This window comes from Sphingomonas sp. ABOLG (assembly GCF_003950435.1).
GTDB lineage: Bacteria > Pseudomonadota > Alphaproteobacteria > Sphingomonadales > Sphingomonadaceae > Sphingomonas > Sphingomonas panaciterrae.
Genome location: NZ_QQWW01000011.1, coordinates 20755 through 45760, shown reverse-complemented (window position 1 = coordinate 45760; position 25006 = coordinate 20755). Strand labels below are relative to the sequence as shown.

At 65.1% G+C, this 25006-nt stretch carries 22 protein-coding genes; 18 read left to right on the top strand and 4 right to left on the bottom strand.

Translation table 11 applies throughout. The features are described 5' to 3' along the window. Positions 1 to 6 precede the first annotated feature (6 nt). The gene (locus tag CA236_RS13335) at positions 7 to 576 is read right to left on the bottom strand and encodes a DUF4142 domain-containing protein (protein ID WP_018251282.1); all 570 of its coding nucleotides are present in this window, start codon (positions 574 to 576) and stop codon (positions 7 to 9) included. Between the two features lie 141 nt (positions 577 to 717). Between CA236_RS13335 and CA236_RS13330 the strand changes: the two genes are divergently transcribed. Further along, a complete protein-coding gene (locus CA236_RS13330) occupies positions 718 to 2280 on the top strand; it encodes a DUF4403 family protein (RefSeq protein WP_241212657.1) in 1563 nt (520 codons plus the stop codon). 80 nt (positions 2281 to 2360) lie between these two features. Further along, the gene (locus tag CA236_RS13325) at positions 2361 to 3038 is read left to right on the top strand and encodes a phosphoribosylanthranilate isomerase (RefSeq protein ID WP_083949045.1); all 678 of its coding nucleotides are present in this window, start codon (positions 2361 to 2363) and stop codon (positions 3036 to 3038) included. 66 nt (positions 3039 to 3104) lie between these two features. On the opposite strand, the gene CA236_RS13320 is transcribed toward CA236_RS13325, so the two are convergent. Together CA236_RS13320 and CA236_RS13315 are read right to left on the bottom strand one after the other, a co-directional pair. Continuing rightward, complete coding sequence (locus CA236_RS13320) at positions 3105 to 3440, bottom strand: response regulator (RefSeq protein ID WP_241212656.1); 336 nt, start codon at positions 3438 to 3440, stop codon at positions 3105 to 3107. 572 nt (positions 3441 to 4012) lie between these two features. Further along, entirely contained in the window at positions 4013 to 4681 is a 669-nt protein-coding gene (locus CA236_RS13315) for a recombinase family protein (protein ID WP_066516455.1), read from the bottom strand. 273 nt (positions 4682 to 4954) lie between these two features. Here CA236_RS13315 and CA236_RS13310 point away from each other — a divergent pair, with 273 nt between their 5' ends. The 8 genes from CA236_RS13310 (at position 4955) to CA236_RS13270 (ending at position 13737) form a co-directional block, all read left to right on the top strand. Beyond that, positions 4955 to 5179, top strand: coding sequence for an AbrB/MazE/SpoVT family DNA-binding domain-containing protein (locus tag CA236_RS13310; RefSeq protein WP_206430571.1), 225 nt, complete (start codon positions 4955 to 4957; stop codon positions 5177 to 5179). Further along, positions 5172 to 5570, top strand: coding sequence for a type II toxin-antitoxin system VapC family toxin (locus tag CA236_RS13305; protein ID WP_093068112.1), 399 nt, complete (start codon positions 5172 to 5174; stop codon positions 5568 to 5570). The genes CA236_RS13310 and CA236_RS13305 overlap by 8 nt, the downstream gene beginning before the upstream one ends. A 48-nt stretch (positions 5571 to 5618) precedes the next feature. Beyond that, positions 5619 to 7013, top strand: coding sequence for a toll/interleukin-1 receptor domain-containing protein (locus CA236_RS13300; RefSeq protein ID WP_093068110.1), 1395 nt, complete (start codon positions 5619 to 5621; stop codon positions 7011 to 7013). Next, the gene (locus CA236_RS13295; RefSeq protein ID WP_125945980.1) at positions 7010 to 8545 is read left to right on the top strand and encodes a hypothetical protein; all 1536 of its coding nucleotides are present in this window, start codon (positions 7010 to 7012) and stop codon (positions 8543 to 8545) included. The genes CA236_RS13300 and CA236_RS13295 overlap by 4 nt, the downstream gene beginning before the upstream one ends. A 226-nt stretch (positions 8546 to 8771) precedes the next feature. Continuing rightward, the gene (locus CA236_RS13290; RefSeq protein WP_125945979.1) at positions 8772 to 9947 is read left to right on the top strand and encodes a tyrosine-type recombinase/integrase; all 1176 of its coding nucleotides are present in this window, start codon (positions 8772 to 8774) and stop codon (positions 9945 to 9947) included. Between the two features lie 1013 nt (positions 9948 to 10960). After that, positions 10961 to 12313 (top strand): plasmid replication protein RepC, encoded by a 1353-nt coding sequence (gene repC, locus CA236_RS13280; RefSeq protein WP_241212655.1) that lies wholly within the window; start codon positions 10961 to 10963, stop codon positions 12311 to 12313. Between the two features lie 176 nt (positions 12314 to 12489). Next, on the top strand, positions 12490 to 13377 hold the full coding sequence (locus CA236_RS13275; protein ID WP_093068102.1) for a replication initiator protein A: 888 nt from the start codon (positions 12490 to 12492) through the stop codon (positions 13375 to 13377). Between the two features lie 84 nt (positions 13378 to 13461). Further along, positions 13462 to 13737, top strand: a complete 276-nt coding sequence (locus CA236_RS13270; RefSeq protein WP_093068099.1) for a hypothetical protein — start codon at positions 13462 to 13464, stop codon at positions 13735 to 13737. Here CA236_RS13270 and CA236_RS19280 read toward each other — a convergent pair. Then, a complete protein-coding gene (locus tag CA236_RS19280) occupies positions 13704 to 14585 on the bottom strand; it encodes a lytic transglycosylase domain-containing protein (protein WP_277600068.1) in 882 nt (293 codons plus the stop codon). The two genes, CA236_RS13270 and CA236_RS19280, sit on opposite strands and share 34 nt — an antisense overlap. Positions 14586 to 14847: 262 nt before the next feature. Here CA236_RS19280 and CA236_RS13260 point away from each other — a divergent pair, with 262 nt between their 5' ends. The 8 genes from CA236_RS13260 to CA236_RS13225 all read left to right on the top strand — a co-directional run bounded on the left by CA236_RS13260 (position 14848) and on the right by CA236_RS13225 (position 24934). Then, positions 14848 to 15525, top strand: coding sequence for a ParA family protein (locus CA236_RS13260; RefSeq protein WP_093068094.1), 678 nt, complete (start codon positions 14848 to 14850; stop codon positions 15523 to 15525). Then, positions 15522 to 15833 (top strand): hypothetical protein, encoded by a 312-nt coding sequence (locus tag CA236_RS13255; RefSeq protein ID WP_093068092.1) that lies wholly within the window; start codon positions 15522 to 15524, stop codon positions 15831 to 15833. Before CA236_RS13260 ends, CA236_RS13255 begins: the two co-directional genes overlap by 4 nt. Positions 15834 to 15871: 38 nt before the next feature. Then, the gene (locus tag CA236_RS13250; RefSeq protein WP_093068089.1) at positions 15872 to 16708 is read left to right on the top strand and encodes a toprim domain-containing protein; all 837 of its coding nucleotides are present in this window, start codon (positions 15872 to 15874) and stop codon (positions 16706 to 16708) included. 59 nt (positions 16709 to 16767) lie between these two features. Beyond that, positions 16768 to 21003 (top strand): strawberry notch family protein, encoded by a 4236-nt coding sequence (locus CA236_RS13245; protein WP_125945977.1) that lies wholly within the window; start codon positions 16768 to 16770, stop codon positions 21001 to 21003. Positions 21004 to 21097: 94 nt separating this feature from the next. Then, a complete protein-coding gene (locus tag CA236_RS13240) occupies positions 21098 to 23164 on the top strand; it encodes a ParB/RepB/Spo0J family partition protein (RefSeq protein ID WP_125945976.1) in 2067 nt (688 codons plus the stop codon). A gap of 100 nt (positions 23165 to 23264) precedes the next feature. Beyond that, positions 23265 to 24227 (top strand): zincin-like metallopeptidase domain-containing protein, encoded by a 963-nt coding sequence (locus CA236_RS13235; RefSeq protein WP_125945975.1) that lies wholly within the window; start codon positions 23265 to 23267, stop codon positions 24225 to 24227. A 24-nt stretch (positions 24228 to 24251) separates the two neighbouring features. Then, entirely contained in the window at positions 24252 to 24740 is a 489-nt protein-coding gene (locus tag CA236_RS13230) for a hypothetical protein (RefSeq protein WP_125945974.1), read from the top strand. Continuing rightward, positions 24737 to 24934, top strand: a complete 198-nt coding sequence (locus CA236_RS13225; protein WP_125945973.1) for a hypothetical protein — start codon at positions 24737 to 24739, stop codon at positions 24932 to 24934. Before CA236_RS13230 ends, CA236_RS13225 begins: the two co-directional genes overlap by 4 nt. Positions 24935 to 25006: the final 72 nt, after the last annotated feature.

Sequence of the window (25006 nt, the reverse complement as noted above, 5' to 3'; positions counted from 1 at the left end):
TATCACCTATCCTGCAAGCCCGGAGGGAGTAAGCGACTTGCCGGTGGTGAGCTCGTTTTCCAGCACAGGGACCGCAGTACCGGCAACCTGCTGCAGCGCCGGGTCGGTCCCATCCTGTGCATAGCCCTTATGCACCGCCCACGCAGCCTGCTGAACCTGCGCCGACTGGGTCAGATACAGGTTGTCGAAAGCGCTCTTCGGCGCCTTCTGGAGCAGCTTTAGGAGGGCGGCGCGGTCGGCGGACAGGTTCGAGGGCGGCGCCTTGATCGTGCGCTGATCATTCTTCAGCGCTGCCAGCAGCGCCTTGTGGCTGCTCTGCGTTTCCGCCAGCACGCGCTTTGCGTAGGCCTTGACGTCGTCCCGCTGCGCGCGCGTCGCGGCGAGCTGCGCGGCCTTGATCTGGTAGAGGTTGGCGTCGGCCGCGGCGAGCACGTAATTAGGGCCGCTCTGGCCCGAGATCGGCGAGACGCCGACGTCGGCGCTGGTCATCGTTCCCGAAGTGGCGGGCGAAACGGCCTGCGCCAACACCGTAACCGGCGCCAGGGTGAGCAGCGCAGCGACAATCGCAATCTTCATAGAGGGCCTCCGTTGGTGTTGTCAGGCATTGACCGAAATCAACCGGCCGAACGATAAAGAAACGGAACGGTTCCCTTTTGCGAAACTGATTTGGCAAACCTATGGGATGGTGGCCGCTCGGACGGCTGGAGGTGCGCGGCGATGAAGAACACGACCGCTCGGGCAACCGTCTCAACGCCGAGTCGGTCGATAGCTGAAGCGGCAGGCCAGATTGCCGGGGCTTTTTTTCGCGAGAACGAACTCTCGAGTGTCTCGATCGTGTCCGCCCTGCTCTGCGTTGCATGCCTTAGTGGCTGCGACCGGACTCCTCGCGAGGCGCCTCCGCGAGCGACGGACACCATCAGCGTGCCCCCGCAGACTTCTACCATGGATGTCCCGATTGTTGCAGACATGGACAAGCTGGCGGCAAGCCTCGAACAGGCGGTTCCGCGTCGCCTCTGGTCGATCGACAAGCCGGGGCAGACCTGCCTCCCGCCGAAAAAGGTCAAGATCCTCTTCGCGAAGATCAAGACGCCCGCGATCCGGTGCCGCATCACGGGCACCGTAGTCCGAGGGCCGTTGGTGCTGGAGGGCTCGGGCAAAACGATCACCGTCACCATGCCGCTTCACGCCGCGATCAGCGCCCGGGACGTGGGAGGCGTGCTCAGCCGGGAAACAGCCGAGGCGGACGCCCGCGTTCGGGCAGTAGCCAGGCTCGACATCGCCGGCGACTGGTCGCCGCGCGCAACGGTATCGATCGCCTACGACTGGACCGACGAGCCGCACGTCGACTTCCTGGGCCAGCGTATCGAGTTCACCAGCAAGGCCGACGCCAAGCTCGCCGGCGTCGTCGCGCGCCTGGAGCACACTCTGCCGCAGGAGCTCGGCAGATTGCAGCTGCGCGAGCAGATCGCGCAGGTGTGGGGCGCGGCGTTCACCTCCGTCCAGCTGAACCGGGCGAACCCGCCGGTGTGGATGCGGATCACTCCCCGACAGTTGAGCTACGGAGGCTACACTATTTCGCGCAATCGGGTGAACCTGGCGCTGGGGCTGACGGCGGGGACGGAGACCTTTGTCGGCGATCGGCCGCCTGATCCGCAGCGCCAGCCGCTCCCCGCCATGACGCGCATGCAGCCTGGACCCGGCCGCATCCTGTTCGCCATACCCGTCATCGCCGACTATCGTCAGCTGGAGCCGGTGCTCGCAAAGGCATTGGTGAAGCGTTCCCGCCGCCCCTTCGAGGTGCCCGGTGTCGGTGCGGTGCGCGCGCAGTTTTACCAGGTGACCATCTACGGCACGACGGGCGGCAAGATCGCGGTCGGGCTCCGCTTCAGTGCGGCAGCCGAAGGCGGGGAGCCTTCGCGGGGCACGATCTGGCTTACCGCCACGCCGCGCAACGCCGTCAATGATCGCCGTGTCGCGTTTGACGATCTCACCGTCGCAGGTGTGACCGACTCGGTCCGAACAAGCCTGCTTCTGAAGCTCGTCAACGCCCCCGGCATCTCCAGCACCGTGTCCGCCGCGCTGACGCAGAACTTCGAAAAGGATTTCGACGAGCTGCTCGCCAAGATCACCCGTGCGATCGACGAGAAGCGGATCGGCGACCTGATCGTGCGCGCCCACATCACGGACGTGCGCACGGGCCAGCTGAAGGCGGCGGGGCAAGGCGTGTACCTTCCCGTATGGGGGCGCGGCACGGCCACGATCCGCCTTGCTCCACGATAGAGGACGCCCGACCTCACGACGGCAACCGGCACGGACCGGCGCATTGCCCTTGCATCGGCCTGGCGGCATGTCTCCATCCCATGAGAACTCGTATAAAGATTTGCTGCATCGCCTCGCCGGATGAAGCGCGGATCGCGATCGCCGCGGGGGCGGATGCGCTGGGGCTGGTAGCACGCATGCCCTCTGGTCCCGGTCCGATCTCCGACAGGGCGATCGCAGAGGTGACGGCGCTCGTGCCACCGCCGGTGGCCACCTTCCTGCTGACATCCGAGACGACCGCCGACGCCATCTCCGCCCATGTCCGCGCGACCGCTCCGTCGGCGGTCCAGATCGTGTCGCACATCGATCCCGCGGAGTCGGGCAAGCTGGCAGCGCTGGAGCCGCACGTCCGCCGGATACAGGTCATCCACGTCGAAGGGCCGGAAGCGCTACAGCTGATCCCGGCCTATGAGCCTTGCGTTCATGCCTTCCTGCTCGACTCCGGCAGGCCCAACGCCCCGGTCGCTGAGCTGGGCGGAACCGGCCGCGCGCATGACTGGGCGGTCAGCGCCGCTTTCGTCCGTGCGACCGAGAAGCCGGTGTTTCTTGCCGGGGGCCTGACCGCCGCTAACGTGGCGGAAGCGATCGGGCAGGTTCGCCCCTATGGTGTCGACCTGTGCTCCGGCGTCCGGACGGGTGGTCAGCTCGACCCGCAGAAGCTGTTCGCCTTCGTCACCGCGGTCCAGCAGATCGACCGGGAAATGGCGCGGGCGATGTGACGGCACTGGCACCGGCGTGAACGCCTTCCTCCGCCGGAGTCCTGTGCAGTTAAGGTTAGCCCCCCGTCACAGACTTGCCGCCTCCAGTTCGCGAAGCAGGCGATGCGGATCGAACGGCTTGGGCATGAACGCGGTTCGGACCGGCAGATCCTCGCTGTCCAGGGGCACGTTGCCCGACACCACGAACAGGACGGTTGGCGGATAGCGCCCGCGCACGTGATGAGCGAGTGCAAGGCCGTCCATCGACCCAGGCATGTTGACGTCCGTCAGAACAGCGCCGATCTCCCTGTGACGATCGAGCAATTCGATGGCGCTCTCGGCATTCGTGGCCTCGAACACTTTCCAACCTGCATGTTCGAAGAAGTCGACCAGATCGAACCTGAGGATGGCTTCGTCTTCCACGATCAGGATCGTCTTGTTCGCAATCGGCTTACGCTGGCCCACTAATTGTTTCCATCATTGATCGAGACGTCTTCAAGGCGTGCATGGAGGGTGAACGTGAACCCTTCCGCATCGAATGCAGCTTCCGTCTTGCCGCTGGTGTACGCGCTCAACGATCGCTCGATGAGAACTGAGCATCGCCATCGCGCGCCGTGTAGGTCGCGCACGCATCAGAGGAAGCGCGAGCGCGGCCAGCGCCATCCAGCCTGCCAGCACGCCCAATCCGCCCGGCGACGCGCCCCACCGCTCGATAAGGCCCGCCAATGACGCCGCGCCGTAACCCAGCAGCAGGATTAGCACGGCCGCGACAGAGAGCGAGGCCATGCGGCTCGGAGGGTAAGGTGCGGCAATCGCCATCGAAATACGATAGCGTGAACCGGTTGCCTTGAAATTAAAGTTCGGCAGTAATTTCCGCAGGCTCGGGTGTCACAACCGGACGGTTGTGACGCCGTCCCGCTGCCCCAGCCTTTCCAAGGTTTGCAGGTGTCAGAACCCCGTGTCAGATCACCGATCAGGATTATGGCGGCAGTTGGCTACCTACTGTTGTCGGCTGACGCACTTGAAGGCGGTGCTGATCTAGCGCGATGGATCGCCGTCACCCGCTTGACGTGAGCGATGCTGCACCCAGCGAGCTCAGCCGTCTTCGCAATGCTCATACCAGCCTCGCGCAAGCCTACGATGCGGCGGTGATGGGCTAGGTCAGGTTTGCGACCGGTGTACCGCCCTGCCTTCTTCGCGATCTCAATGCCCTCGCGCTGCCGCTCGCGCCGGGTTTCGTAGTCGTCGCGCGCTGTTTGGAGTGCCACGCGCAGCAGCATGTCCTGCACCGCCTCCAGCACGATGCGCGCCACGCCCGCGCTGTCCGCCACCAGATCGGACAGATCGACGATCCCGGGCACTGACAGCCGCGCCCCCCTGCCCCTTATCGCCTCCACGAGCAGTTCGGCTTCCGGCAGCGGCAGGCGGCTGATTCGGTCGATTTTCTCAGCGACCACCACTTCGCCCGGCTGCAGGTCCGCCACCATGCGCAACAGCTCCGGCCGGTCAGGTCGCGCGCCAGACGCCTTCTCCCGGTAGACCGCCGCGACGTAGAAGCCGGCAGCCCGCGCGCCAGCAACGATGCTCTCCTGCCGCGTCAGATCCTGCTCGTCCGTGCTCACCCGCAGGTACACCCGCGCCGCCCGTACCTCGCTGCCTTTCACGTGGTCGTTACTCCTGCCCGGCTTAGTTAGGTACACCCTTGTGAGCCAGTCATGCAGCAATCGGCTCAGAACGGCAACTACCGGTCCTACGTAGCCTAGCTAAGCGGACCGGGTCTAAGTAGCTGCCCCATTATCGATGAACGCTATTTCGGTGATCGGCCGTGCATTAATCCCTGCCTTCACGCTGGCGTCCGACTTTGCTCTCCGGTACAAGGTCTTGGACGGGTTGTATCAGCGGGTTTGGTGCAGATGGAAGCACAGAGGGTCAAGATCGTGGACGGTGGTAAGCTCGTGATCCCGGCGGCAATGCGCCGTGAGCTCGGGATCACCACGGGTGACACCGTCCTCGTCGATGTGGACGATGGCGAGCTGCGGGTACGTTCCGTACCTAAGGCACTTGAGCGTGCTCGCGCGATCCTGCGCAAGTATGTGCCCGAAGGCGTCGGCTTGGCTGACGAGCTGATCGCGGAGCGTCGGCGTGAGGCGGAGCGTGAGTAGCAAAGTCGTACTCGACGCCTCCGCCCTGCTCTGCCTTCTAAACGATGAACCCGGGGCGGATCGGATAATCGACGTCCTGACCCGCAGCATCATCGGAACAGCCAACCTCGCGGAGGTCGTTTCCAAGCTACGGGACCGAGGATTGCCGCTCGACGAGGTACGTGAGGCACTTGGCGGGCTGCATCTCGATGTCCGGCCGCTCACTCCTGCCCAGGCGCTCATAGTAGGCGACCTTCGGCCAGCGACGAAGGCGCTCGGTCTGTCCCTCGGCGATCGGGCATGCCTTGCCTTGGCGATCGACCTGCAAGCTGAGATGCTTACAACGGACGAGCCACTTGCGAGCGCCGATGTAGGCATCACCATCACCAACGTGCGCCCCTTGGCAGAGTAGTCGCACATTCGTGCTTTTAGGTTCGGCACTCTGCTGGCGGGGACTCCCATGACTACCGCTCCGACACCGGTGCGCGACACAATTCTGATCACGCACGCCAATCCTGAGGACAATCGCTTCGCCCGGTGGCTTGCCGGGCGCCTAACCACGGCCGGATACAAGGTCTGGGTCGACGTTCGCGCGCTTCGGGGCGGCGACGATTTCTGGGACAAGATCGAGCACGTGCTGCGGCACGAGGCGATCAAGCAGATCGTCGTCGTGTCCGAGCACATCGGCAAGCAAGGCGTAAAGAAGGAACTCGCCCTCGGCGACGTCATGCGTCGCAAGCTAAACGACCCGGAGTTTATGGTCCCAATCCGGATCGCCGCCGTGGACTTCGGCGATTTCCCCACAGAGATCCTCCGCCAGAACGCACACAATGCGTTCCCTAACTGGGCAGCCTGCCTTCAGCCCTTGTTCGAGACGCTCGACACCTCACGTGTACCGAAGGTCGAGCATCCGGACGCCGAGCAGCTTGCGATGATCGTCGCTGCCCAAGAGGACGGTCGAAAGCTGGTCACGCTAAATTCCGAGACGCTTTACAGCAACTGGTTCGAACTCCGGGCGAGGCCTGACGTCTGGATCCTGGAGGCGAAGGGAACGACTGCGCAGCTGGAAGCGTGGAGCCAGTTCACCAAGGTTCCCCACGTCCTTCACGAGGGAGGCGCTATCGCCTTCTGCGGACCCGATGCGATCGAGCGTCTCGATAATGGCGCGCCGCCGTTGAAGGCACGCGCTAGCCTGCCCTTCAACGGCGTGATCGACGGTACATATAGCCGCCACTTCGGTGAGCGTTCCAACGCGCGGCGGATCGCCGTCAACCTGATGCGTCAGCATTGGGACCTGGCCATGCATCGTCTCGGGCTACTTCCTGTCGATTTCGCCTCGGGCGCCCGAGGCCGCTTCTTCCCCGACGGACTCATCGACGGAAGGGTGAAGCTGACGCTGAGCGACGGCCATCGGGTCGACCGTGTCCTGAGCGGCAAGTTCAAGGACCGGCGCTGGCATCTGTGCCTTGTCGCTCAACCCAAGCTCTGGCCGGATGCTCTCTTCCGGGTCCATGCCAATGTTGCGGTGACGACCAATGGCCGAACCCCGCTCCCGGGTGAACAGCTGCAGCGCATCCGGTTGCGCCTCACGCGGTCTTGGTTCAACGACAAATGGCGCGACATGCTGCTTGCCGCAATGGGCTGGCTTGCCGAAGGTGATGCGACCTTAGATATTGCCGCGTCCGGTGAGCGCCTCGCGGTCGCTAGCCTACCAATGAGCTTCGACTTTCCGGTCAGCTTCGCCGCGGAAGAAGACCGCCGAGCCGAGGAAGACGAGGGAGGCCAGATAACTCTGTCAGAGGACTTCGAAACGGCCTTCGACCGGGATGGGATACCGGAGGAGGCCGACGCATGAGCATCCTCACGCACCGCATCGCCGAGCCTTTGCTCGAGTTCGGTCACGGGCAGCAGATGGAAGCGCCAAAAGATGGGCTCTTCCTCTTCGGGCCGCTCGAAGGTCCAGATGGCCGCTCCCAGGTCCGCTTGGGCGTCATCGGGACGGAGAGCGGCGTCGGCCTATCCCGCCGCTGGTTAGAGCGGATCAGCCTGCATATTCCCGGTAAGGTCGATGCAAAGGGCAAGCCCGTCCTATGGGCACCCGCATGGCCAGGCTTCGAGGCCTGCTTCGGCATCGCGCTGCCGACCCGCGGCATGGTCGAGCTAGCGGTCAAGAGCGGCGACATCGATCATTGCATCAAAAAGAACAATCGCGCCGACGCGGTTCGTTCCACGGTGCTGCTGTTCGCCGACGCGATCCGCGCGCACATCCGCGCCGAGGAGCGCCGTCCCGACGTCTGGCTCGTTGTCGTTCCGGACGTCGTCTATCGCTATGGACGCCCCCAGGTCGCACCACCGCCCAAGGACGAGCGCACCCCCTCCGACATCACGAGCTTCAAGGACGCCAAACGCTTCTTCCAGATGGGCGGCGACCTGTTCCCCGACACGGTGCGGGATGCCGAGACCTACCTGTTCTCAAGCAATTTCCACCATCAGCTGAAAGCCGAGTTGCTGCAGGACGGCGTCGTCCTGCAGCTGATTCTCGAGAGCACGTTGGTCGACCGCAACCTCAACATTGCCAACGACCGCCGGCGCGGCCTCCAGGACGAGGCCACGGTTGCCTGGAACTTCTGCACCACGCTCTACTTCAAGATGGACGCCAAGCCGTGGGCGTTGGCTCATGTCCGTCCTGGCGTTTGCTACGTCGGACTGGTGTTTAAGAACGACGACACGCCTGCGGCAACGGGCGAGGCCTGTTGCGCCGCGCAGATGTTCCTCAACTCAGGCGACGGCCTCGTCTTTCGCGGCGCCCTCGGCCCCTGGTACTCCGACGAGCGCAAGGAATATCACCTCTCGAGGAGCGCGGCGGCGAATTTGATGACCTCCGTGGTCGAGGGCTATAAGCTCAAGCACGGCAAGCCACCGAACCAGCTGTTCATTCATGGGCGTCACCGCTTTTCCAACGATGAGTGGGACGGCTTTTGCAGCGCAGTGCCCACCGAAACACAGCTGGTAGGAGTCAGGATCAAGCAGCTCGATGATGTTCGGCTGTTCCGTCCCTCTGCGTCGACACCCGTCCTCCGCGGCACGGCCCTCACCGTGGGTGACTGGTCAGGTTACCTTTGGGCGCGGGGGTTCGTGCCTCGGCTGGCAGGGTATCAAGGGTTCGAGACCCCCAAGCCGCTCACCGTCGACGTGACGCATGGCGAAGGGGACATCGTAGAGGTGCTCGGTGACATCCTTGCGCTCACCAAGGTCAACTATAACGCCTGCGATTTCGCGAGCGCCCTGCCCGTGACGCTCAAGTTCGCCGATCGGGTAGGTGAGATCCTGATGGCGTCGCCACATACCGTTACCGCACCGCCGCTGCCGTTCCGGCACTACATCTGATCCCATGAGCGCCGACTGAGGCAGATGGGAGTTCGATCCTAAGGCGAAGACGCTGACGTCCACCAATTTAGGTACAAATCCGCTGTTTTGGGTGCGTGCCGCTGGGCAGATGCCGTCCACCATTTCAGGAAAACCTACAGGTTCGGCTACGGATTTTGCCCGAAACGTGAGACCGGTCTCACCCACCTGCAACGAATCTCACCCACGATGACGAACGAGCCGGCCGATGGTCACCGATGATGAGACTCCTGTCGCGGCTGGTGAGACTGGCGGGCAAGGCGACGAGCTGGCTGGCGGCCGCGCGCCGCCTGATGCCGACAGTCCGGCCGACCTCGACGCGATCGTCAGCGGCGCGCTCACCGTCCTTGTCCGTGCCGAGCCGCAGGACCTCTACCTCCCCGAGCTGGCGCCCAGCGATCAGGAGCGCGTCGACAGCTTCGCCAAGCGCGGCCGCGCCGCCGCGACGCTCCAATCCTACAAGTCCGACTGGGACCTCTTCATCGCATGGTGCCTCGAGCGGCGATACCGGCCGCTGCCGGCGTCGCCGGCGACGGTCGCGGCGTTCCTGAGCGAGCTCGCCACGACCGGCTTCGCCCCCGCGGCCGAGCAGCGCACCAAGACGGGCAAGCTGCGCGCGCCCCGCGCGCCCCGTAAGCTGAGCCGGTCGACGATCGAGCGACGCCTCGCCGCGATCGTGTTCGCCCACCGGATGGCCAAGGTCGAGCCGCCGACGTCCCAACCCGGCGCCAGCGACCTCGGCCTGGTCATGGGCGGGATCCGGCGCACCAAGGCTGGCGAGGAGAAGCGCAAGAAGCGCGCGGCCGACGGCGACACCCTCCGCGACATGCTCCGCTCGATCACCGGCGACGACCTCCGCGCGCACCGCGATCGTGCCCTGCTGGCGATCGGGATGGGCGGCGCCTTCCGGCGCTCGGAGCTGGTGGCGATCACCGTTGCCCAAGTAACACGCGACCCGGATGGGCTAACCGTCAGGGTCAAGTCGTCGAAGACCGATCAGTATGGCGAGGGCCAGGGCGTTGCCGTACTGGACGGGCCGCGGCTAGAGCCGGTTCGTCACTACGAAGCATGGCTCGTGATCGCGGGGATCACCGAGGGACCGGTGTTCCGCAAATTGACCCCGCAGGGCCGCCTCACCGACAAGCCGATGAGCACAAAGGGAGTAGCGCTGGTGGTCAAGGCGGCCGCAGCTGCGGCGGGCTATCCGGCCGAAGCGTTCTCCGGCCACTCCCTGCGCGCCGGCTTCCTCACCGAGGCGGGGCGACAAAACGCCAATCTGTTCAAGATGCGCGAGCATAGCCGTCACGCCTCAATCGACATGGTCGCGGAATACGTCCGCGACACAGAACGATATCGCGATCACGCGGGCAAGGGGTCCATGTGAGAAGCGGCCGCCGCTGGTATTCCCCTGCCGACAATCTTGAAGACGGCTGGAACCTACCCGTTTTGGTGTTCGTGTCATATGCGATCACACCATACAATTGGTTTGCCCTTTTCGGGAGCGACCTACTTCCCTGGATGAGTTTGCCGACTCGATGCGCGATAGGCGTGGTGTTGACTGCAATCGTTGGACTTTGCTCGATGGTAACGGGCGCGGCCTTAAAGAGGTATGCGAGGCGCGAAGATCGTCTACTTCCGATTGCCGCTGACTTCATCGCAGCTCTAGCCCTCCTTGGAACACAGGCCGTCCTCGCAGCAGTGCTAATTAGCACGCCACGCGAAGTCCCTCTTCTTGAAGCTACCCGGACTTTCATGGTCCTCGCACAGGCCTCAATCGCGGGCTGGTTTCTGAAGGTCTTCTGGGATCGCGCGACTGAGATTATTTCAGCTCAGAGCGACTACCAGACGATTAAAGCTTGGGATGACCCGGTCGTCTGACTCCTCGGTAATGGCTGAGTGCGAACTATGCGCTACTGGGATCGGGAGGCCTCAGAGATAGATATACTGAAAGCACGAGCCATGCTCGAAGGCTGCGAATCCGACCCGTGGGAGCCTCCAAAAGTGTGTAACTGGGTTACACACTTTCCCATCCCAGCCCTCTGCCGGGCACTCGCGCCACATAGATGTACTGATAGCACGAGGATTTCCGAGATAGATTAACTGAAAGCACGAGCCGTCGAACAGGACGGGTGCCACTCGTGCCGTTTACGTTCCCCTCGCCGTCCGCGTCTGGTGATTCCAGGAAGGTGCGGCCCTGCGGTCGTCCGATCGCGTGTCACCGAAAAGGGGAAGCCGTGCAGAAAAGAAAAACCCGGCACTAGGCCGGGCTTTTCGGAACCTCGGAGAGGTCGTGTCGCAACGTCGCCTTAGCCGAGATCCGATGACGCAGCAATAAGAAAGCGCAATTCGCGCCACGGGTGGTTGCGTCCGCACGGGTATCCCAGGGGGATTATCCGAATGATGTCCTATGCTCTCGCTCCCGGCGCGGGCCACCGCCGCCTCGACGAACGCTCGAGCGCTACCGACCAGCTCGCGCAGCGGTTCAGAGGGCTGCCAGAAGACGTGACCCACCGGCAGGTCCTCACCGTCTTCAAGCGCGCGGCGCCGTATCTTGGGATCCCCCCTCGCCTCGTCCATGCCGTCGATACCCTTATGAGCTGGTCACGCGCGATTGATTGGATCGACGGGCAGCGGCCGATCGTCTTCCCGTCGAACGAGAAGCTGACGCAAAAGCTCGGTATTGGCGTGCGCCAGGTCCAGAAGATGCTCGCCAATGCAGCGCGGTTTGGCCTGATCACCCATCGCGACAGCGCAAACGGCAATCGGGTCGGCGCCCGGGGCAAAGACGGTCGGCTCATCTACGCCTACGGCATCGATCTCAGCCCACTGGCGGTTCGCTATGAGGAGTTCGCAGCGGCCGCCAGGGAAGGCGTGGAGGCGGACCTGCGGATCAAAGTGCTACGACAGCGCCTCTCCGCTGCACGACGCCGAATCCGGACGCTCGCCCAGCTGCTCGAAGACGAACAGATCGATAGCATTGATGCCCGGACGGCCGTGGAGATTGCTCTTCTCGCCACCAGCCAGATGCGCCGTGTGCGTGACGAGGAGTTGCTGGCAGCATGCGTCGAGCAAATGGAGGATCGCGCTGAAGGCCTCGGCAAGGCCGTAGCTGCTGTGTTTCATGGGGCTTCGGATGCTCCATTTTCACAAAATGATTCACCCTCGGACGAACTGTGCGACGCCCCTATTACAACTACAAACCAACCCGATACTGCTAAAGCAGTCTACAGTAGTGGCTATCCGAAGAAGGGTAGCAGAAACGGGTACGACGTCCGTGACCCGGAACCTCAGACCGCCGTCGAGGCCGACCTGGCGAAGCACGGGGTCGATCCCGAGTTCATCGCTACAGTCGTTCCGGAGTTCATCATGACCGGTTCGCCGCGGCCGACATGGGGAGAGCTGATCGGCACGGCCGAGCGCCTGGTCGACCAAACGGCCATTCACCGGAGTGTGTGGCACGAAGCGTGTCGCCTCATGGGGCAGAAGGGGGCCGCCGCGTCGGTTCTCGCGACCGCGCACAAGCATATGCGAGGCGACGTTGATCGCCCAGGAGCGTACCTGCGGGGCATGAACAAGCACGCCGCGTCCGGGCTGCTCAACCTAGGGCGAACTTACCACGGGCTGAAGGACAGTGCGCGGTCGGAGGGCATGCGCTCCCTCTCCACCGGATCCGATCCTCGCTCGATTGGCCAGCTCGCCGCTGCAGCGCTGGGTCTCGGACGAGGCGGGCGGGCTCACCGCCTGCTATGAGGACATAGAAATACTGATAGCACGAGCCGCGACCCCCCTGCCCTGCCCCTTAGGAGGGAGCGCTATAGCGCGCTGCGACCAATTGACGGCAATCCTCGTGCTATCAGTATTTTTATCTCCGACCGGGGTGCTTAACGATGTCCGGCAGGGTATCGTGACCGTTGAAGGGAGCGAAGATGGCCAAGCCGAAAGCCATGCCGCAGCAAATCTCGCTGTTCGATATGGATAGTCCGCTGCACGGCAAGGTTCGCGGTGAGCGCTCCATCATGCACTATCCGTTCTTCGCGCTATCGAAGAACCCGCACATGGAACGTATTGAGTGGCGGCGCGACAACGTCTCCATTGAGATACGCCCGAGCGACACCGGGGTTGCTACGATGTGGGATAAGGAAATCCTGCTTTACGTTGCTTCCCTGATTGCTCAAGCTATAGCTGATGGCCAAGCGGCTCCTGAGGAGGTCACCTTTGCCGCCCACGATTATTTTCGGGTAACCGGGGTCGAGAGGCCGTCTACTAGGGACTATCGTCGTTTTGCTGAGGCGCTCGAGCGACTGCAGGGCACCCAGATCAAGACCAACATCGAAACTGGATCGAAGATCGATCGCGGTTGGTTCTCGTGGCTCGCTGAGGCCCAGGTCGAGTACGAGAAGATGGCCAATGGCGAAGAATCGCTGCGGTACGTCCGGATTCGTCCCTGCAACTGGCTCTTCCGCGCGATCCAGCGTGACCAGCGGATGTATCACTACCATCACGACTATTTCCGGTTGGGTCCGATCGAGCGGCGCATGTACGAGATCGCGCACTGCTCCGGCGAACCGATCGAGATGACCGTTGAGGAATTGCACACCCAGGTGGGGTCGATGGGTCCGGTGTCACGATTGAAGAGCCTCGCGAAGGAGATCGAGGCGGAGAACCGGCTACCGGACTACGACGTCAAGGTCGTCAACATGGTGACCGGCGAGCGCATCGACACGCTCGGCCGAACTCGCAAGACCAAGGGCATGGTGATCCAGATGCGTCCCAAACAGCGCGCCATCGCTCAGCCTAAGTCACTGGTCGCCTGAACCCCCTGCCCTCTCGGCCTCACGAAACGAATGCGTCGCCCCTCCGTTAAGGGCCTGAAAGGGTCTTGACGCTAAGGAGGGTTTATGCCGCAAGCCACCATAGACGCCTGGGTCTCTCTCTACGCCGCGGTCGGCCTCCTCGTCGCAATGTGCGCGGTGTTCGCGGTCATCAAGACGGCCCACGACTATCGCACGGGCACGCAGACACTGGCGACGACGACAGTGATGGACAAGGTTCTGGCAGCGCCGCGGGTCTGGGTGCGCTGGCAGCTCAACTACCTTCTCGGCGCGCCGGCTATCCTAGTGATCGCGACCCTCTACGCCCATCACCTCGGGTTCGCGACGCTCGTCGACGTGTAGGCGAACAGCTGAGCGCCGCGGAACGAGGGACGCGGTATGACAGTCGAGGCCGTCTGGATCGTCGCCGTCCGGAACGCGCTCGCGCTCCACCCACGGGTAATCGCAGACACGTAGCCGATCGTCTCGCGGAACGGCGGGATTTGCCCTTTCAGGCGCACCCTCCCCGGTCCCGCGTTGTAAGCCGCGAGCGCCAGGTCGACGCGCTTGAACTCGTCCAGGTGCTCGCGCAGGTAGCGAGCCCCTCCCCTCAGGTTCTGCAGCGGGTCGCGCGAATTGTAGACCCCGAGATAGGCCGCGGTGCCAGGCATCAGCTGGGTCAAGCCCACCGCCCCCTTGGGAGACACGATCAGCGGGTTGTACTGACTCTCCTGGGCGACCAGCGCATCGAACAGCCCGACCGGCACCCCGGCCTCACAGGCAACCGCCGAGATCAGCGGATAGTAGCGCTCGCGTCGCTGCTCCAGATACGCGGGCAGATCACCGCGCGGCCGGTACGGAGAGAGCGAACAGCCGGCCGCAGGACTGTAAAGGTGCGGCACGGCGACGGACGCGGCGACCAGCCCGTTCAAGCTGACCTTGCCGGTCTGCATCCACAACGGCACCGGGATCGAGGAACGCTGGATCTGCTCCGGCAAAACGGCCGGCATCATGGTCGGTGCCGGGGCAAGACCGGCGAAGTCCTGCAACAGGCTATCGGTCGAGACCCCCGCTTCCATCGCGGTAGGTTCAGGCGCTGGCTTGGGCGTGGGCTTGCCGACCTCGATCACGACCCCGTCGTCCGCGGTGCGGAACGGCACCAGCTCGACTTGCTGCGCGGTCGCCGCGGAGGCCGCGGCGACGATCGCCACGCTCCCGACAAGGCTTTGCACCCAACTGATCCCACCCCTCTTCATAGGCGCGAAAAGAGCACATCATCGAACGGCTGGGGAGTGGAATAATTTTACACACTCGCAGTACAAAGCGCATTGCAGGGCGCATTGCAGGGCGCATTGCAGTGGCAGTCGCTTGCAGAATGCGATTGCCCGCAGCTAGCGCTTTCGCCATACAATGCGATTGCACATGCAACGCGCATTGCATTGTGCTGCGGTTTAGCATTACAGGGGAACCATCATGCCGGTGATCTTGGTAGGATCCATCAAAGGCGGCGTCGGGAAGTCGACCAGCGCCCTCGCACTCGCCTCCGAGATCCGCTCGGCAGGCCAGACTGTTCACATCATCGATACCGACAAGCAGAACTCGCTCTTCCGCTGGTATCAGGACTGGGAAGCCAAGGACCGGATCACGGTCGAAGACGGGCACAAGATGGGTCAGCGCGACCTGGAGAAGGCTGTCCACGAGGCATCACGCGAGCACCCGTTTGTTATCGTCGACGTCAAAGGCGCCATGAACGAGATGGTCATGTACGCCACGCTTCAGGCGGACGTCCTGATCATCCCCCAGCGGGCTTCGGCAACCGACCTGGAGCGTTCGATCGAGTTTCTGGAACAGATCGACTTCATCGAGAGCGCACGCAAGAAGCCCCTCCCCCACCGTGTCCTGTTCACCCAAAGAACCGCCGCGATCACCTCGCGAGCTGAACGCGAAATCATGGACCAGACCCGCGATGCTGTCGGAGTCTTCTCGTCCGAACTGCTGCTTGGCGACGCATACCGTGCGATGTTCCTCTACCGCATGACGCTGGAAGAGCTTGCGACCCACAATCTCGCGCGAACAGAGCGGGCGCGAATGAGCGTCCAGGGCCTGCTCCGCGAAATCGTAGCGATCATCAAGGGAGAAGCCGACGGATGAGCGAAGCACCAGCACCGAAGAAGTTCGGCAAGCCGACACCGCAGCCGCCTACCGGCGCTCTCGACCTGTCGGACATCAAGGCGGTCCCCTCCTCTCCTCCCGGTGCGCCCCTGGCGCTCCCGGACGACTATCAGGGTGCGTCTCCGCCGCGGCGTCGCCGCGCGCGGGAAACCAAGAGCCGGCCGCTCACGATGCGGATCACGCCGTCGACATTCGAGCGATTCAACGACTTCTGCGATCGCGAGGCGCTATCCTACTCGGACGCGCTGGTGCGGCTGCTGGACGCTGCAGATACGGCCAGAGACTAGAGAAAAGGGGGCGGGTGCATCGTGAGAAAGGATGCACCATGGCTATAATCGCCCTCAAACCCACCCAGCAGGTTGTCGATATCGTCGGAGCTCTTGGCGGGACCTGGCGGGGCTACAACGCAATGTGCCGCTGTCCGGCCCATCAGGACGGCACGCCGAGCCTCTCCATCAGGCAGGGCCACGACGGCATTCTCGTTCACTGCTTCGCCGGCTGCGATCCCGAGGACGTGCTCCGCGAGATCGCGCGACTTCGACCCGGCCGGCACTACGACCCCCCTGCTCCGACCCGCCGGGTCGGCACCGCCAATGTCGAGCGTCTCTGGAACGAGGGTTTGCCCGTCCAGGCTTCGCCGGCAGAGGCCTATCTCCTCCACCGCGGCATCAGCCAGCCATTCGAGGACCTGCGCTTTCATCCCCGCTGCCCTTGGGGACCAAAACCGACGACACGCTTCCTTCCCGCGCTGCTGGTCGCGGCACGCGAGGGACGAACCCTCAAGGCTATCCAGCGCGTCTTCCTCGACCTGAAGGATGGCGGGTACATCGACAAGGTCATGCTCGGGACACCCGCGGCCGCGAGCTGGCAAGGGCGCCGTGTGACTGACACCCTTGCGCTGGCCGAGGGATTCGAGACCGCCGCCATGTTCACCCAGATCAATGACATTCCGTGCTGGGCGACCCTGGGCGCTGCGCGGCTCGACCGGGTCCACATACCCGACAGCGTCACGACGCTCATCTTTGCCGAGGACAACGATCCCGAGGGGCGGCGCGCGCGGCGCAAGGCGTGGGCTGCCTATCGGCCACGCGGGCTCGATCTCCGGCGCATGCCTCCGCCACGCCGGTACGGTGACTGGGCCGAGGTCAAGCCAGGAGCATAGAGGGGAGGGGGGCTGGAGTGGTGAGCTGCGAAGGGCAGCCACCAATCCGGAGACCCTCCATGACCGACCTGTTCGACGACGCGCTCTTCCGCGCGGGCGCCTGCACCGCAGCTGCCAAGGCCCTGGAACCCGCGATCCTCGCGGACGTGAAGATCACCAGGGCGATGCTGAACGACGCCATGATTGGCGCATACGGAGGGACCGACGCCGAAGGGCGCTGGACCCAGCGCGAGAGCTTCGAGGTACTGGAGCATGCCATTGCACTTGTAATGCGGAAACGCAGTGCATTGCGACCGCACATTGTAGTGGCAGACATCGAGGCGGCCGCGGCGGTCCTCCACCGGCTCCCGACCCAGACCGTTCGGAGCGAGGAGCAGATCGAGTGGCAGCAGTTCTCGACCCCGCTCGACCTCGCTGCGGTCGCCCTCCACCTCGCGGCGCCAACGCCACAGGACATTGTCCTCGAGCCGAGCGCGGGTAACGGCCTCCTCGTGGCGCAGCTGCCGGCAGTCGCGGCGCTGCAGCTCAATGAGATCGACCCGACGCGCCGTGCCAGGCTGGAAGCCGCTTTCCCCGACACACAGGTCTCGGGCCACGACGGCGCCATGGTCGCGACCACCATGGCCGCGTTGCCCCGTCCCGGCCTCATCATCATGAACCCGCCCTTCTCGCGGTCCTTCGGCCGGGGAGGGGACTCGCTCGCTGCTGTCCGCCACCTGCAGGCCGCGATCCGGCGTGTGCGGCCGAACGGGCGCATCGTCGCCGTCATGCCCGACTGGTTCACGCACTCCGCTCGGATGGGAGAGACCTGGACGTCGACGCTGGAGCAGGTCGCTGTCCGCACGTCGATTCGGCTGACCGACGCCTACGGCAAGCATGGGACCAGCGTAGCGGTGCGCTTGTACGTGCTCGACAAGTGCGTGGGGCAGGGGAACGGCGTCACCATCCAGCGTGCGAACGTCCGCGAGCTGCTCAGCGAGCTCCGGGTGCCCGAGCGCCTGCCGCTCTCGGCCGAGGCGGAAAAGCCCGCCACCCGTGGCGGCAGCGTGTCGCTGTTCCGCAGCGTCCGCTCCAAGCCCGCCACGGCCCCGCGCGTGTTCCGCGCGCCCACGCGCAACGAGGTCGCGCCGGTGACCTACCAGGTCCTCGACACGCCCGCGCCGCTCGCCGAACAGACCGGGGTCTATCTCCCGTATCGGCCAAGCCGCATCGTCTTCGACACCGCCGGCGAACATCCCACCGCGCTGGTCGAGTCGGTCGCGATGGGATCCATCCCGGCCCCGATCCCCACCCATGTGCCGGCGCTCCCGGAACGCACCGTGTCCGAACGGCTCCTCTCGTCCTCGCAGCTCGAAACCGTCGTCTATGCCGGCCATGCCTGGACGCAGTTCATCCCCGGCCGGTTCCGCCCCGACAAGGAAGGGGTCGGCCTCGTCATCGACGAGAACGGCAGCCGCTATCGCAAGGGCTTCTTCTTGGGGGACGGCACGGGCGCCGGTAAAGGGCGCCAAGTCGCGGCCGTCATCCTCGACAACTGGTTGGCGGGCCGGCGCCGCGCAATCTGGGTGTCGAAGAACGAGGCCCTGCACGCAGACGCCATCCGAGACTGGACGGCCCTTGGCGGCATGGCCGCGGACGTGCAGCCGCTCTCCCGCTGGAAGATCGACGAGCCGATCAGCATGTCCGAAGGCGTGCTGTTCGTCACCTATCCGACCCTGCGGTCTACACGGGGCGACGCGAGCCGGTTGGAACAGATCATCACCTGGGCCGGCGAGGATTTCGAGGGCGTCATCGCGTGGGACGAGGCCCATGAGATGGGCGGCGTTGCAGGCGGGGAGGGGAGCATGATCGCCAAGAAGGGGTCCCAGCAGGGGATCGCCGGCGTGCTACTCCAGAACCGTCTCCCCGGTGCCCGGGTGCTCTACGCTTCCGCGACCGGCGCTTCCGAGGTCAACAACCTCGCCTATGCGGTGCGGCTCGGCCTCTGGGGGCCGGAAACGTCCTTCGCCAACCGCGAGGCCTTCATCACCGAGATCCGCCAGGGCGGCATCGCCGCGATGGAGCTGGTTGCCCGCGACTTGAAAGCCACGGGTCTCTATACGGCGAGGGCGCTCAGCTTCGCCGGGGTCGAGTACGAGATCCTGCGCCACGAGCTGACGGCCGACCAGATCGAGGTCTACGACACCTATGCGGACGCGTGGAGCATCATCCACCGCAACATGGAGCAGGCGCTCGAACTGACGGGTGTCGTCGATGCCGGAGGCGATACGCTGAACTCCGGCGCGAAGGCGGCCGCACGCTCCCGCTTCGAAAGCTGCAAGCAGCGCTTCTTCGGCGCCGTCCTGCTCTCGTGCAAGCTCCCGACCGTCATCGCCGCAGTCCGGCAGCACCTCGAGGCGGGCCAGTCTGTCGTCCTGCAGCTGGTCAGCACCGCGGAGGCCATCCTCGATCGGCGCTTGGGCGAACTCTCGCCGGACGAACGCGCCGAACTCGACCTGGACCTGTCCCCGCGCGAAGCGGTCATCGACTATCTGCAGCGCGCTTTCCCGGTCCAGCAGATGGTGCCTTATCGCGACGACACCGGCGAGGTCCGCTCGCGCCCGATGTTCGACGAACGCGGCACGCCCGTCACCAACCCGGAAGCCGAGGCCACACGCGACGCGCTCATCGAGCAGCTCTGCGCGCTTCCTCCGATCGCGGCCGTCCTCGACGGCATCCTGGAGCACTTCGGTCACGACAACGTCGCGGAGGTCACCGGACGCACCAAGCGGCTCGTCAACACGTCGAATGGCACCCAGAAGCTGGAGACCCGGTCCGCGCGTTCGACCCAGGCCGATGCCGCGGCGTTCATGCAGGGCACGAAGCGCGTCCTCGTCTTCAGCGACGCGGGCGGCACCGGACGGTCCTACCACGCCAGCCTCGACGTTACGAACCAGGAGCAGCGCGTCCACCTGCTGCTGGAACCGGGCTGGCGCGCCGATCGTGCGATCCAGGGCCTCGGACGCACCCATCGCACCCATCAGGCCTGTACGCCGCTCTTCCGGCCCGTAACGACCGACTGCAAAGGTGAGCTCCGGTTTACCTCCACGATCGCGCGACGGCTCGACAGCCTCGGTGCGCTCACGCGCGGCCAGCGGCAGACGGGCGGGCAGAACCTGTTCGACCCGGCCGACAACCTCGAAAGCGAGTACGCCAAGGCCGCGCTCATCAGCTGGTATCACCTGCTCGTCGCCGGCAAGCTGACCAGCACGAACCTGGTCGACTTCCAGCATCGGACCGGCCTCGAACTGCAGGACAAGGACGGCGTCCTGAAGGAGGATCTGCCGCCGATCCAGCGCTGGCTCAATCGCCTCCTGGCGTTGCCTATCGGGCTGCAGAACCTCATCTTCGACGAGTTCCTCGCGCTCGTTGAGACACGCGTCGCCGCGGCGCGCGATGCCGGCACGCTCGACGTCGGGGTTGAGACGATGACCGTCGACACCGCGACGGTGCTGGAGGACACCATCCTGCGGACCGACCCGATCAGCGGTGCCACGTCGCATCTCCTCACCATCGAGGTGGCGCGACGCCGACAGCCCGTGTCGCTCGATCGGGCGCTGCGGATCGCCGATAGCGACAGCACGGCAGTCTTCGTGATCAACACCCGGTCGAACAAAGTCGCGCTGCGTACGGCCGCCCGATCCGGAATGACCGAGGACGGCGTTGCGGTCGCCCGTGTTGAGCTCATGCGGCCCACCCGGCGCGAGTATCTGACCCAGGAGGACCTGTACGAGACCGCATGGGAGGAATGCTCGCGCGAGGTCTTCTCCACCACCTGGGAAGCCGAGGCGGAGGAAGCACGCCACAAGGTCGACACCGAGACGGTCCGGCTCGCGACCGGGCTTCTGCTCCCGATCTGGTCGGCGCTGCCGAGCGACCACCTGGTCGTGAACCGCATCGTCGACGGTGAAGGTCGTTCCTGGCTCGGCCGCATGGTGTTCCCGCGCGACGTGCCGGCGTTGTTCGGGAAGCTCGGCCTCGACGAAACGCAGATCCTCAGCCCGGACGAGGTCGCCCAGGCGGCGCTGCAGGGCGGCTCGATTACGCTGAAGCGGCCGTTCGCGTGCGAGGTGAAGCGGGCTCGGGTCAACGGCAAGCCGCGCATCGAGATCGTGGGCGCGCCCGCAGCGCAACTGCCTTGGCTCAAGTCCATCGGCTGCTTCGCGGAAATCATCTCTTACCGCACGCGGGTCTTCTGCCCCACCGAAGGTGCCTCGGAGATCCTCGCCCGCCTGATGGCGACACAAGACGCCTGAGCGGCCCGGGACCGGGACGAGAAGGGAAGGGGGAGCGAGAAGGTGTTCGGCGAGGGACTTCGCCGGGCACCTTCACACGCTCAGGAGAATGAAGATGACCCAGACCGTCAAGCTCGCGAAGCTGAAGCAGTCCGAGAAGAACGTGCGGACCACCCCGCCCAAGAACATCCCGGCGATGGCCGCCAGCATCAGCGCGCGCGGCATCCTCCAGAACCTCTTGGTCACGCCCTGCAAGCCGCGCGGCATGTTCGAGGTGATCGCCGGCGAGCGCCGCTTCCTCGGCGCGATGATGCTGGCCGAAGCCGGCGAGATCGTCGCGGCCGACTACGACGTGCCGGTCAAGATCGTGAACGGCGACGACAACGACCTGCGCGAGGTCTCGCTCACCGAGAACTTCCAGCGCGAGGTGATGACGCCGGCCGAGGAGTGCCGCGCGTTCCAGCACTTCCTGAAGTCGGACGGCGACATCGACGCGGTCGCAAAGCGCTTCGGCCAGACCCGCCGCTTCATCGAGGGCCGGCTGCGCCTCGCAAACCTCGCCGAGCCGATCTTCGAGGCGCTCGCCAACGGCGAGATGACGCTCGACATGGCGAAGGCCTACGGTTCGACCGAGGATCGCGCCAAGCAGGAGCGCGTGTTCGCGCAGTACAGCCACAGCCCGTACATCAACGCCGACCAGATCCGGCGCGCGATCGCCAACGACACCATGAAGGCCACGGACCCCGTCGCGGTCCTGGTCGGCGCCGACGCCTACGTCGCCGCGGGCGGTCGCATCGAACGCGAGCTTTTCAGCGAGGACGGGGACCGCTGGTCCGATCCCGAGCTCGCTCAGACCCTCGCGGGCGCGATCATGGAGGCCGAGGCGAAGCGCATCGGCGAGGAACAGGGGCTTGCCTGGATCCGGCCGATCGCGACCACCAACCTGTACGGCGCGACCGCGGACCTCCACCGCGTCCCGCTATCGCCGGCTGCGCTCAGCGAGACCGAGCAGGCCCGTTCGGACGCGATCGAGGAGCGCGTCGCGGTCCTTGAGGAGGAGATGGCCGACGAGGACATCGAGGAGGCCGCGTACGCCGCTCTCGAGCACGAGTTCGACACCCTGCAGACCGAGTATCAGGAGCTCCATTCCAAGCCCCCGGTCCTGCCCGACGAGATGAAGGCACAGGTCGGCACGTTCCTGATGCTCGATCGCAACGGCAAGATGGTGCTGGAGACCACCTACTACAGCGAGACGCCGCTCCGCACCCCGGGCGACGGGACGGACCAGCGCCCGACCGGGTCCACCCGCGACACCAGCTCGCTGCCGCCCGAGGCCGTCGCGCCGGGTGGGAAGCCGCTCAGCGCCCGTCTCCACGACGAGCTGGCCGTGCAGCGCCGCGACATCCTCGCGGCGTCGATACTGGCGGATCCCGGTCTGGCGCTCGACTACGCGCTGTTCGCGATGGTCGACCGCAACCGCACCTACGGTCGCGCCGGCACGACGATCACCGCCGGTCGCCCGAACGATCCCCAGATGCCTGCGGATGCCAAGCCGACCCAGGCGAAGATCGCCATCGCGGAAGCCCGTGAGGCGCTCGACGGCTCCTGGACCGAGGGCAAGACCCCGGTCGAGCGGTTCGAGGCCTTCCGCGCTCTCGACGACGACGCGAAGGCGTCGTGGCTGGCGATGATCGTGGCGGACTCGCTGGAGGCGAAGCAGGACTATGGTGCGGTGACGACCAACCCGCTCCACGCCCGTCTCGCTGCCATCCTCGAGGTCGACGTCGCCAAATGGTGGCGGCCGACGTGCGCCAACTTCTTCGACCGGGTCTCGAAGGGCACGCTGCTCGCGACCCTGACCGAGGTCGGGGGAGCGACGCTCGCCGGACGATATCTCGGCTCCAAGAAGGGCGAGATCTCGACCAGCTGCGAACGGCTCTTCGCCGGCGAGGCGATCACCGAGGCGGAGACCAAAGAAGCCGCCCTTGCCTGGGTCCCGGACGCGATGCGCTTCGACGCGACCGGTGCGACTCCGATCGAGGAGGACACCGGCGACGACGAGCCCTCCGATGAGGAGGATCCGGCCGACGACGAGGACCTGCTCGAAGACGGCGATGACGGCGACGACAGCTCCGGCTCCGGCGCGGTGAACGACGACGCCGAACTCGTCGCGGCCGAATAACCCCGCCCACCCGTCTCCTGGGCAACCTAGCGGCCGTCCTCCCGGGGGCGGCCGCCTTTCTTTTTCCGGGCGCCGCGAGCGCCCCTGGGGAGCACCCGACATGACCTTTCGACGCAAGCCCGACGGGCCGCGGCGCGACGTTGCCGCTGAGATCACCAACCTCATCATCGAGAAGCTGGAAACCGGCGTCCTGCCCTGGTCCAGGCCGTGGGGCCTGACGGGTTCAGGCGGTCGGCCGCTCCGCCATTGCGGAACGCCCTACACCGGCATCAACACCCTCTACCTCTGGGCGATCGGCGATGCCCGCGGCTACAACAGCCGGACCTGGATGACGTACCGGCAGGCCGAAGAGCTCGGCGGTCAGGTCCGCCGCGGCGAGCGCGGTTCGTTGAGCGTCTATTTCTCCAGCTTCTCCAAGACGGAGACCGACCGCGTCACCGGCACCGAGGCGACGAAGAACATCCGCTTTCTGCGGTCGTACATCGTCTTCAACGTCGACCAGATCGACGGCTTGCCAGCCTACTACTACCCCGTCCCGGCTCCGCCCGCGCCGAGGGTCGAATCCGAGCATCGTGCCTGCATCGACGCCTTTTTCGGCGCCCTGCCTGGGACCGTCCGGCATGGCGGCGACCAGGCCTATTTCTCGCCCATCGGCGACTACATCCAGATGCCGAACCGCGGTGCGTTCAAGTCGGACGACCACTACGCCAGCACGCTCGGCCACGAGTACACGCATTGGTCGGGCGCCAAGGACCGGCTCGCGCGCGAGTTCGGCAAGAAGTTCGGCGACAGCGCCTATGCCTTCGAGGAGCTGGTGGCCTCGATCGGGCAATGCCTGATCTGCGCCGAGCTCGGGTTGCCCGGCGACCTTCACGACAACCACGCCAGCTACATCGACCACTGGCTGAAGATCCTGAAGGCGGACTCGGGCGCGATCATCAAGGCCGCCTCCAAAGCCGAGCAGGCGTTCAACTTCCTGCGGGATCTCGCTCGACCGGCCGCGGCGCCGGTCCCTTCGTCCGACGAGGCCGAGTGGCACGAGCCACAGGCGATCGCGGCATGACCGCCCATTCGAGGACACGCACCCATGCAGATCGAGCTCAAGAAGCTGAAAGTCGTCGCCGCACTCTCCGAGGAGACGACCTGCTACACCGCCGAGATCTGGATCGACGGTGCCCGCGCCTTCCTGGCGTCCAATCGCGGCCATGGCGCGATGGACGACTTCCATCAGGTCGGACCGCTGACCGAAACCGAGGTCAACGCGTGGCTCGCCGCCAACCGACCAGCCACCCGGCTCGACGACGTCGTGCTCGAACACAACCTCGAGTTCGAGGTCGCCGCACGGATCACGAGGAGCGAGGAGGCGAAGCGGCTCCGGCGCAACTTCAAGAAGCAGCTCATCGTGATCGATGACGGTGCCGTGTACGGCTACCCGCTCAAAGGACGGCAGGCGTCCGCCGTCGCGGACGCCGTTCGTCAGCGGCGACCCAACATCCGCGTCGTCAACGACGACGACGCCGCGATCGAGGACGCGATCACCATCATGATCGCCAAAGCCGAAGAGCCGCCAGCATGACGCTCGACCTCATGAAGCTGCTCGGACCTGCCAGGGTCGACCCCCTCTGGGAGGCTGAAAAAGCCGGTTGGCGGTGCTTCGTCTTCCAGAACGCCAACTGCTGTTACCGGCGCGGCAGCCGGTTGGCTGCAGCCTGGGAACGTGGGTTCGCCGCGGCAGCGCGCTCGACCGATCCGGTCGGCCTGATGCTCTGAACGGACCGGGAGAGGGAAGGGGGGTCACGGTCTTTTGAGCGCGAAGGGCGCTCGGAAGCACGGAGATCCCCT

Coding starts and splice junctions, on each gene's coding strand:
- CA236_RS13255 (WP_093068092.1), top strand. CDS start 15,522: ATGAGCGAAGCACCAGCACCGAAGAAGTTCGGCAAGCCGACACCGCAG.
- CA236_RS13335 (WP_018251282.1), bottom strand. CDS start 576: ATGAAGATTGCGATTGTCGCTGCGCTGCTCACCCTGGCGCCGGTTACG.
- CA236_RS13260 (WP_093068094.1), top strand. CDS start 14,848: ATGCCGGTGATCTTGGTAGGATCCATCAAAGGCGGCGTCGGGAAGTCG.
- CA236_RS13250 (WP_093068089.1), top strand. CDS start 15,872: ATGGCTATAATCGCCCTCAAACCCACCCAGCAGGTTGTCGATATCGTC.
- CA236_RS13235 (WP_125945975.1), top strand. CDS start 23,265: ATGACCTTTCGACGCAAGCCCGACGGGCCGCGGCGCGACGTTGCCGCT.
- CA236_RS13240 (WP_125945976.1), top strand. CDS start 21,098: ATGACCCAGACCGTCAAGCTCGCGAAGCTGAAGCAGTCCGAGAAGAAC.
- CA236_RS13300 (WP_093068110.1), top strand. CDS start 5,619: ATGACTACCGCTCCGACACCGGTGCGCGACACAATTCTGATCACGCAC.
- repC (WP_241212655.1), top strand. CDS start 10,961: ATGATGTCCTATGCTCTCGCTCCCGGCGCGGGCCACCGCCGCCTCGAC.
- CA236_RS13295 (WP_125945980.1), top strand. CDS start 7,010: ATGAGCATCCTCACGCACCGCATCGCCGAGCCTTTGCTCGAGTTCGGT.
- CA236_RS13245 (WP_125945977.1), top strand. CDS start 16,768: ATGACCGACCTGTTCGACGACGCGCTCTTCCGCGCGGGCGCCTGCACC.
- CA236_RS13230 (WP_125945974.1), top strand. CDS start 24,252: ATGCAGATCGAGCTCAAGAAGCTGAAAGTCGTCGCCGCACTCTCCGAG.
- CA236_RS13325 (WP_083949045.1), top strand. CDS start 2,361: ATGAGAACTCGTATAAAGATTTGCTGCATCGCCTCGCCGGATGAAGCG.
- CA236_RS13225 (WP_125945973.1), top strand. CDS start 24,737: ATGACGCTCGACCTCATGAAGCTGCTCGGACCTGCCAGGGTCGACCCC.
- CA236_RS13275 (WP_093068102.1), top strand. CDS start 12,490: ATGGCCAAGCCGAAAGCCATGCCGCAGCAAATCTCGCTGTTCGATATG.
- CA236_RS13270 (WP_093068099.1), top strand. CDS start 13,462: ATGCCGCAAGCCACCATAGACGCCTGGGTCTCTCTCTACGCCGCGGTC.
- CA236_RS13330 (WP_241212657.1), top strand. CDS start 718: ATGAAGAACACGACCGCTCGGGCAACCGTCTCAACGCCGAGTCGGTCG.
- CA236_RS13290 (WP_125945979.1), top strand. CDS start 8,772: ATGGTCACCGATGATGAGACTCCTGTCGCGGCTGGTGAGACTGGCGGG.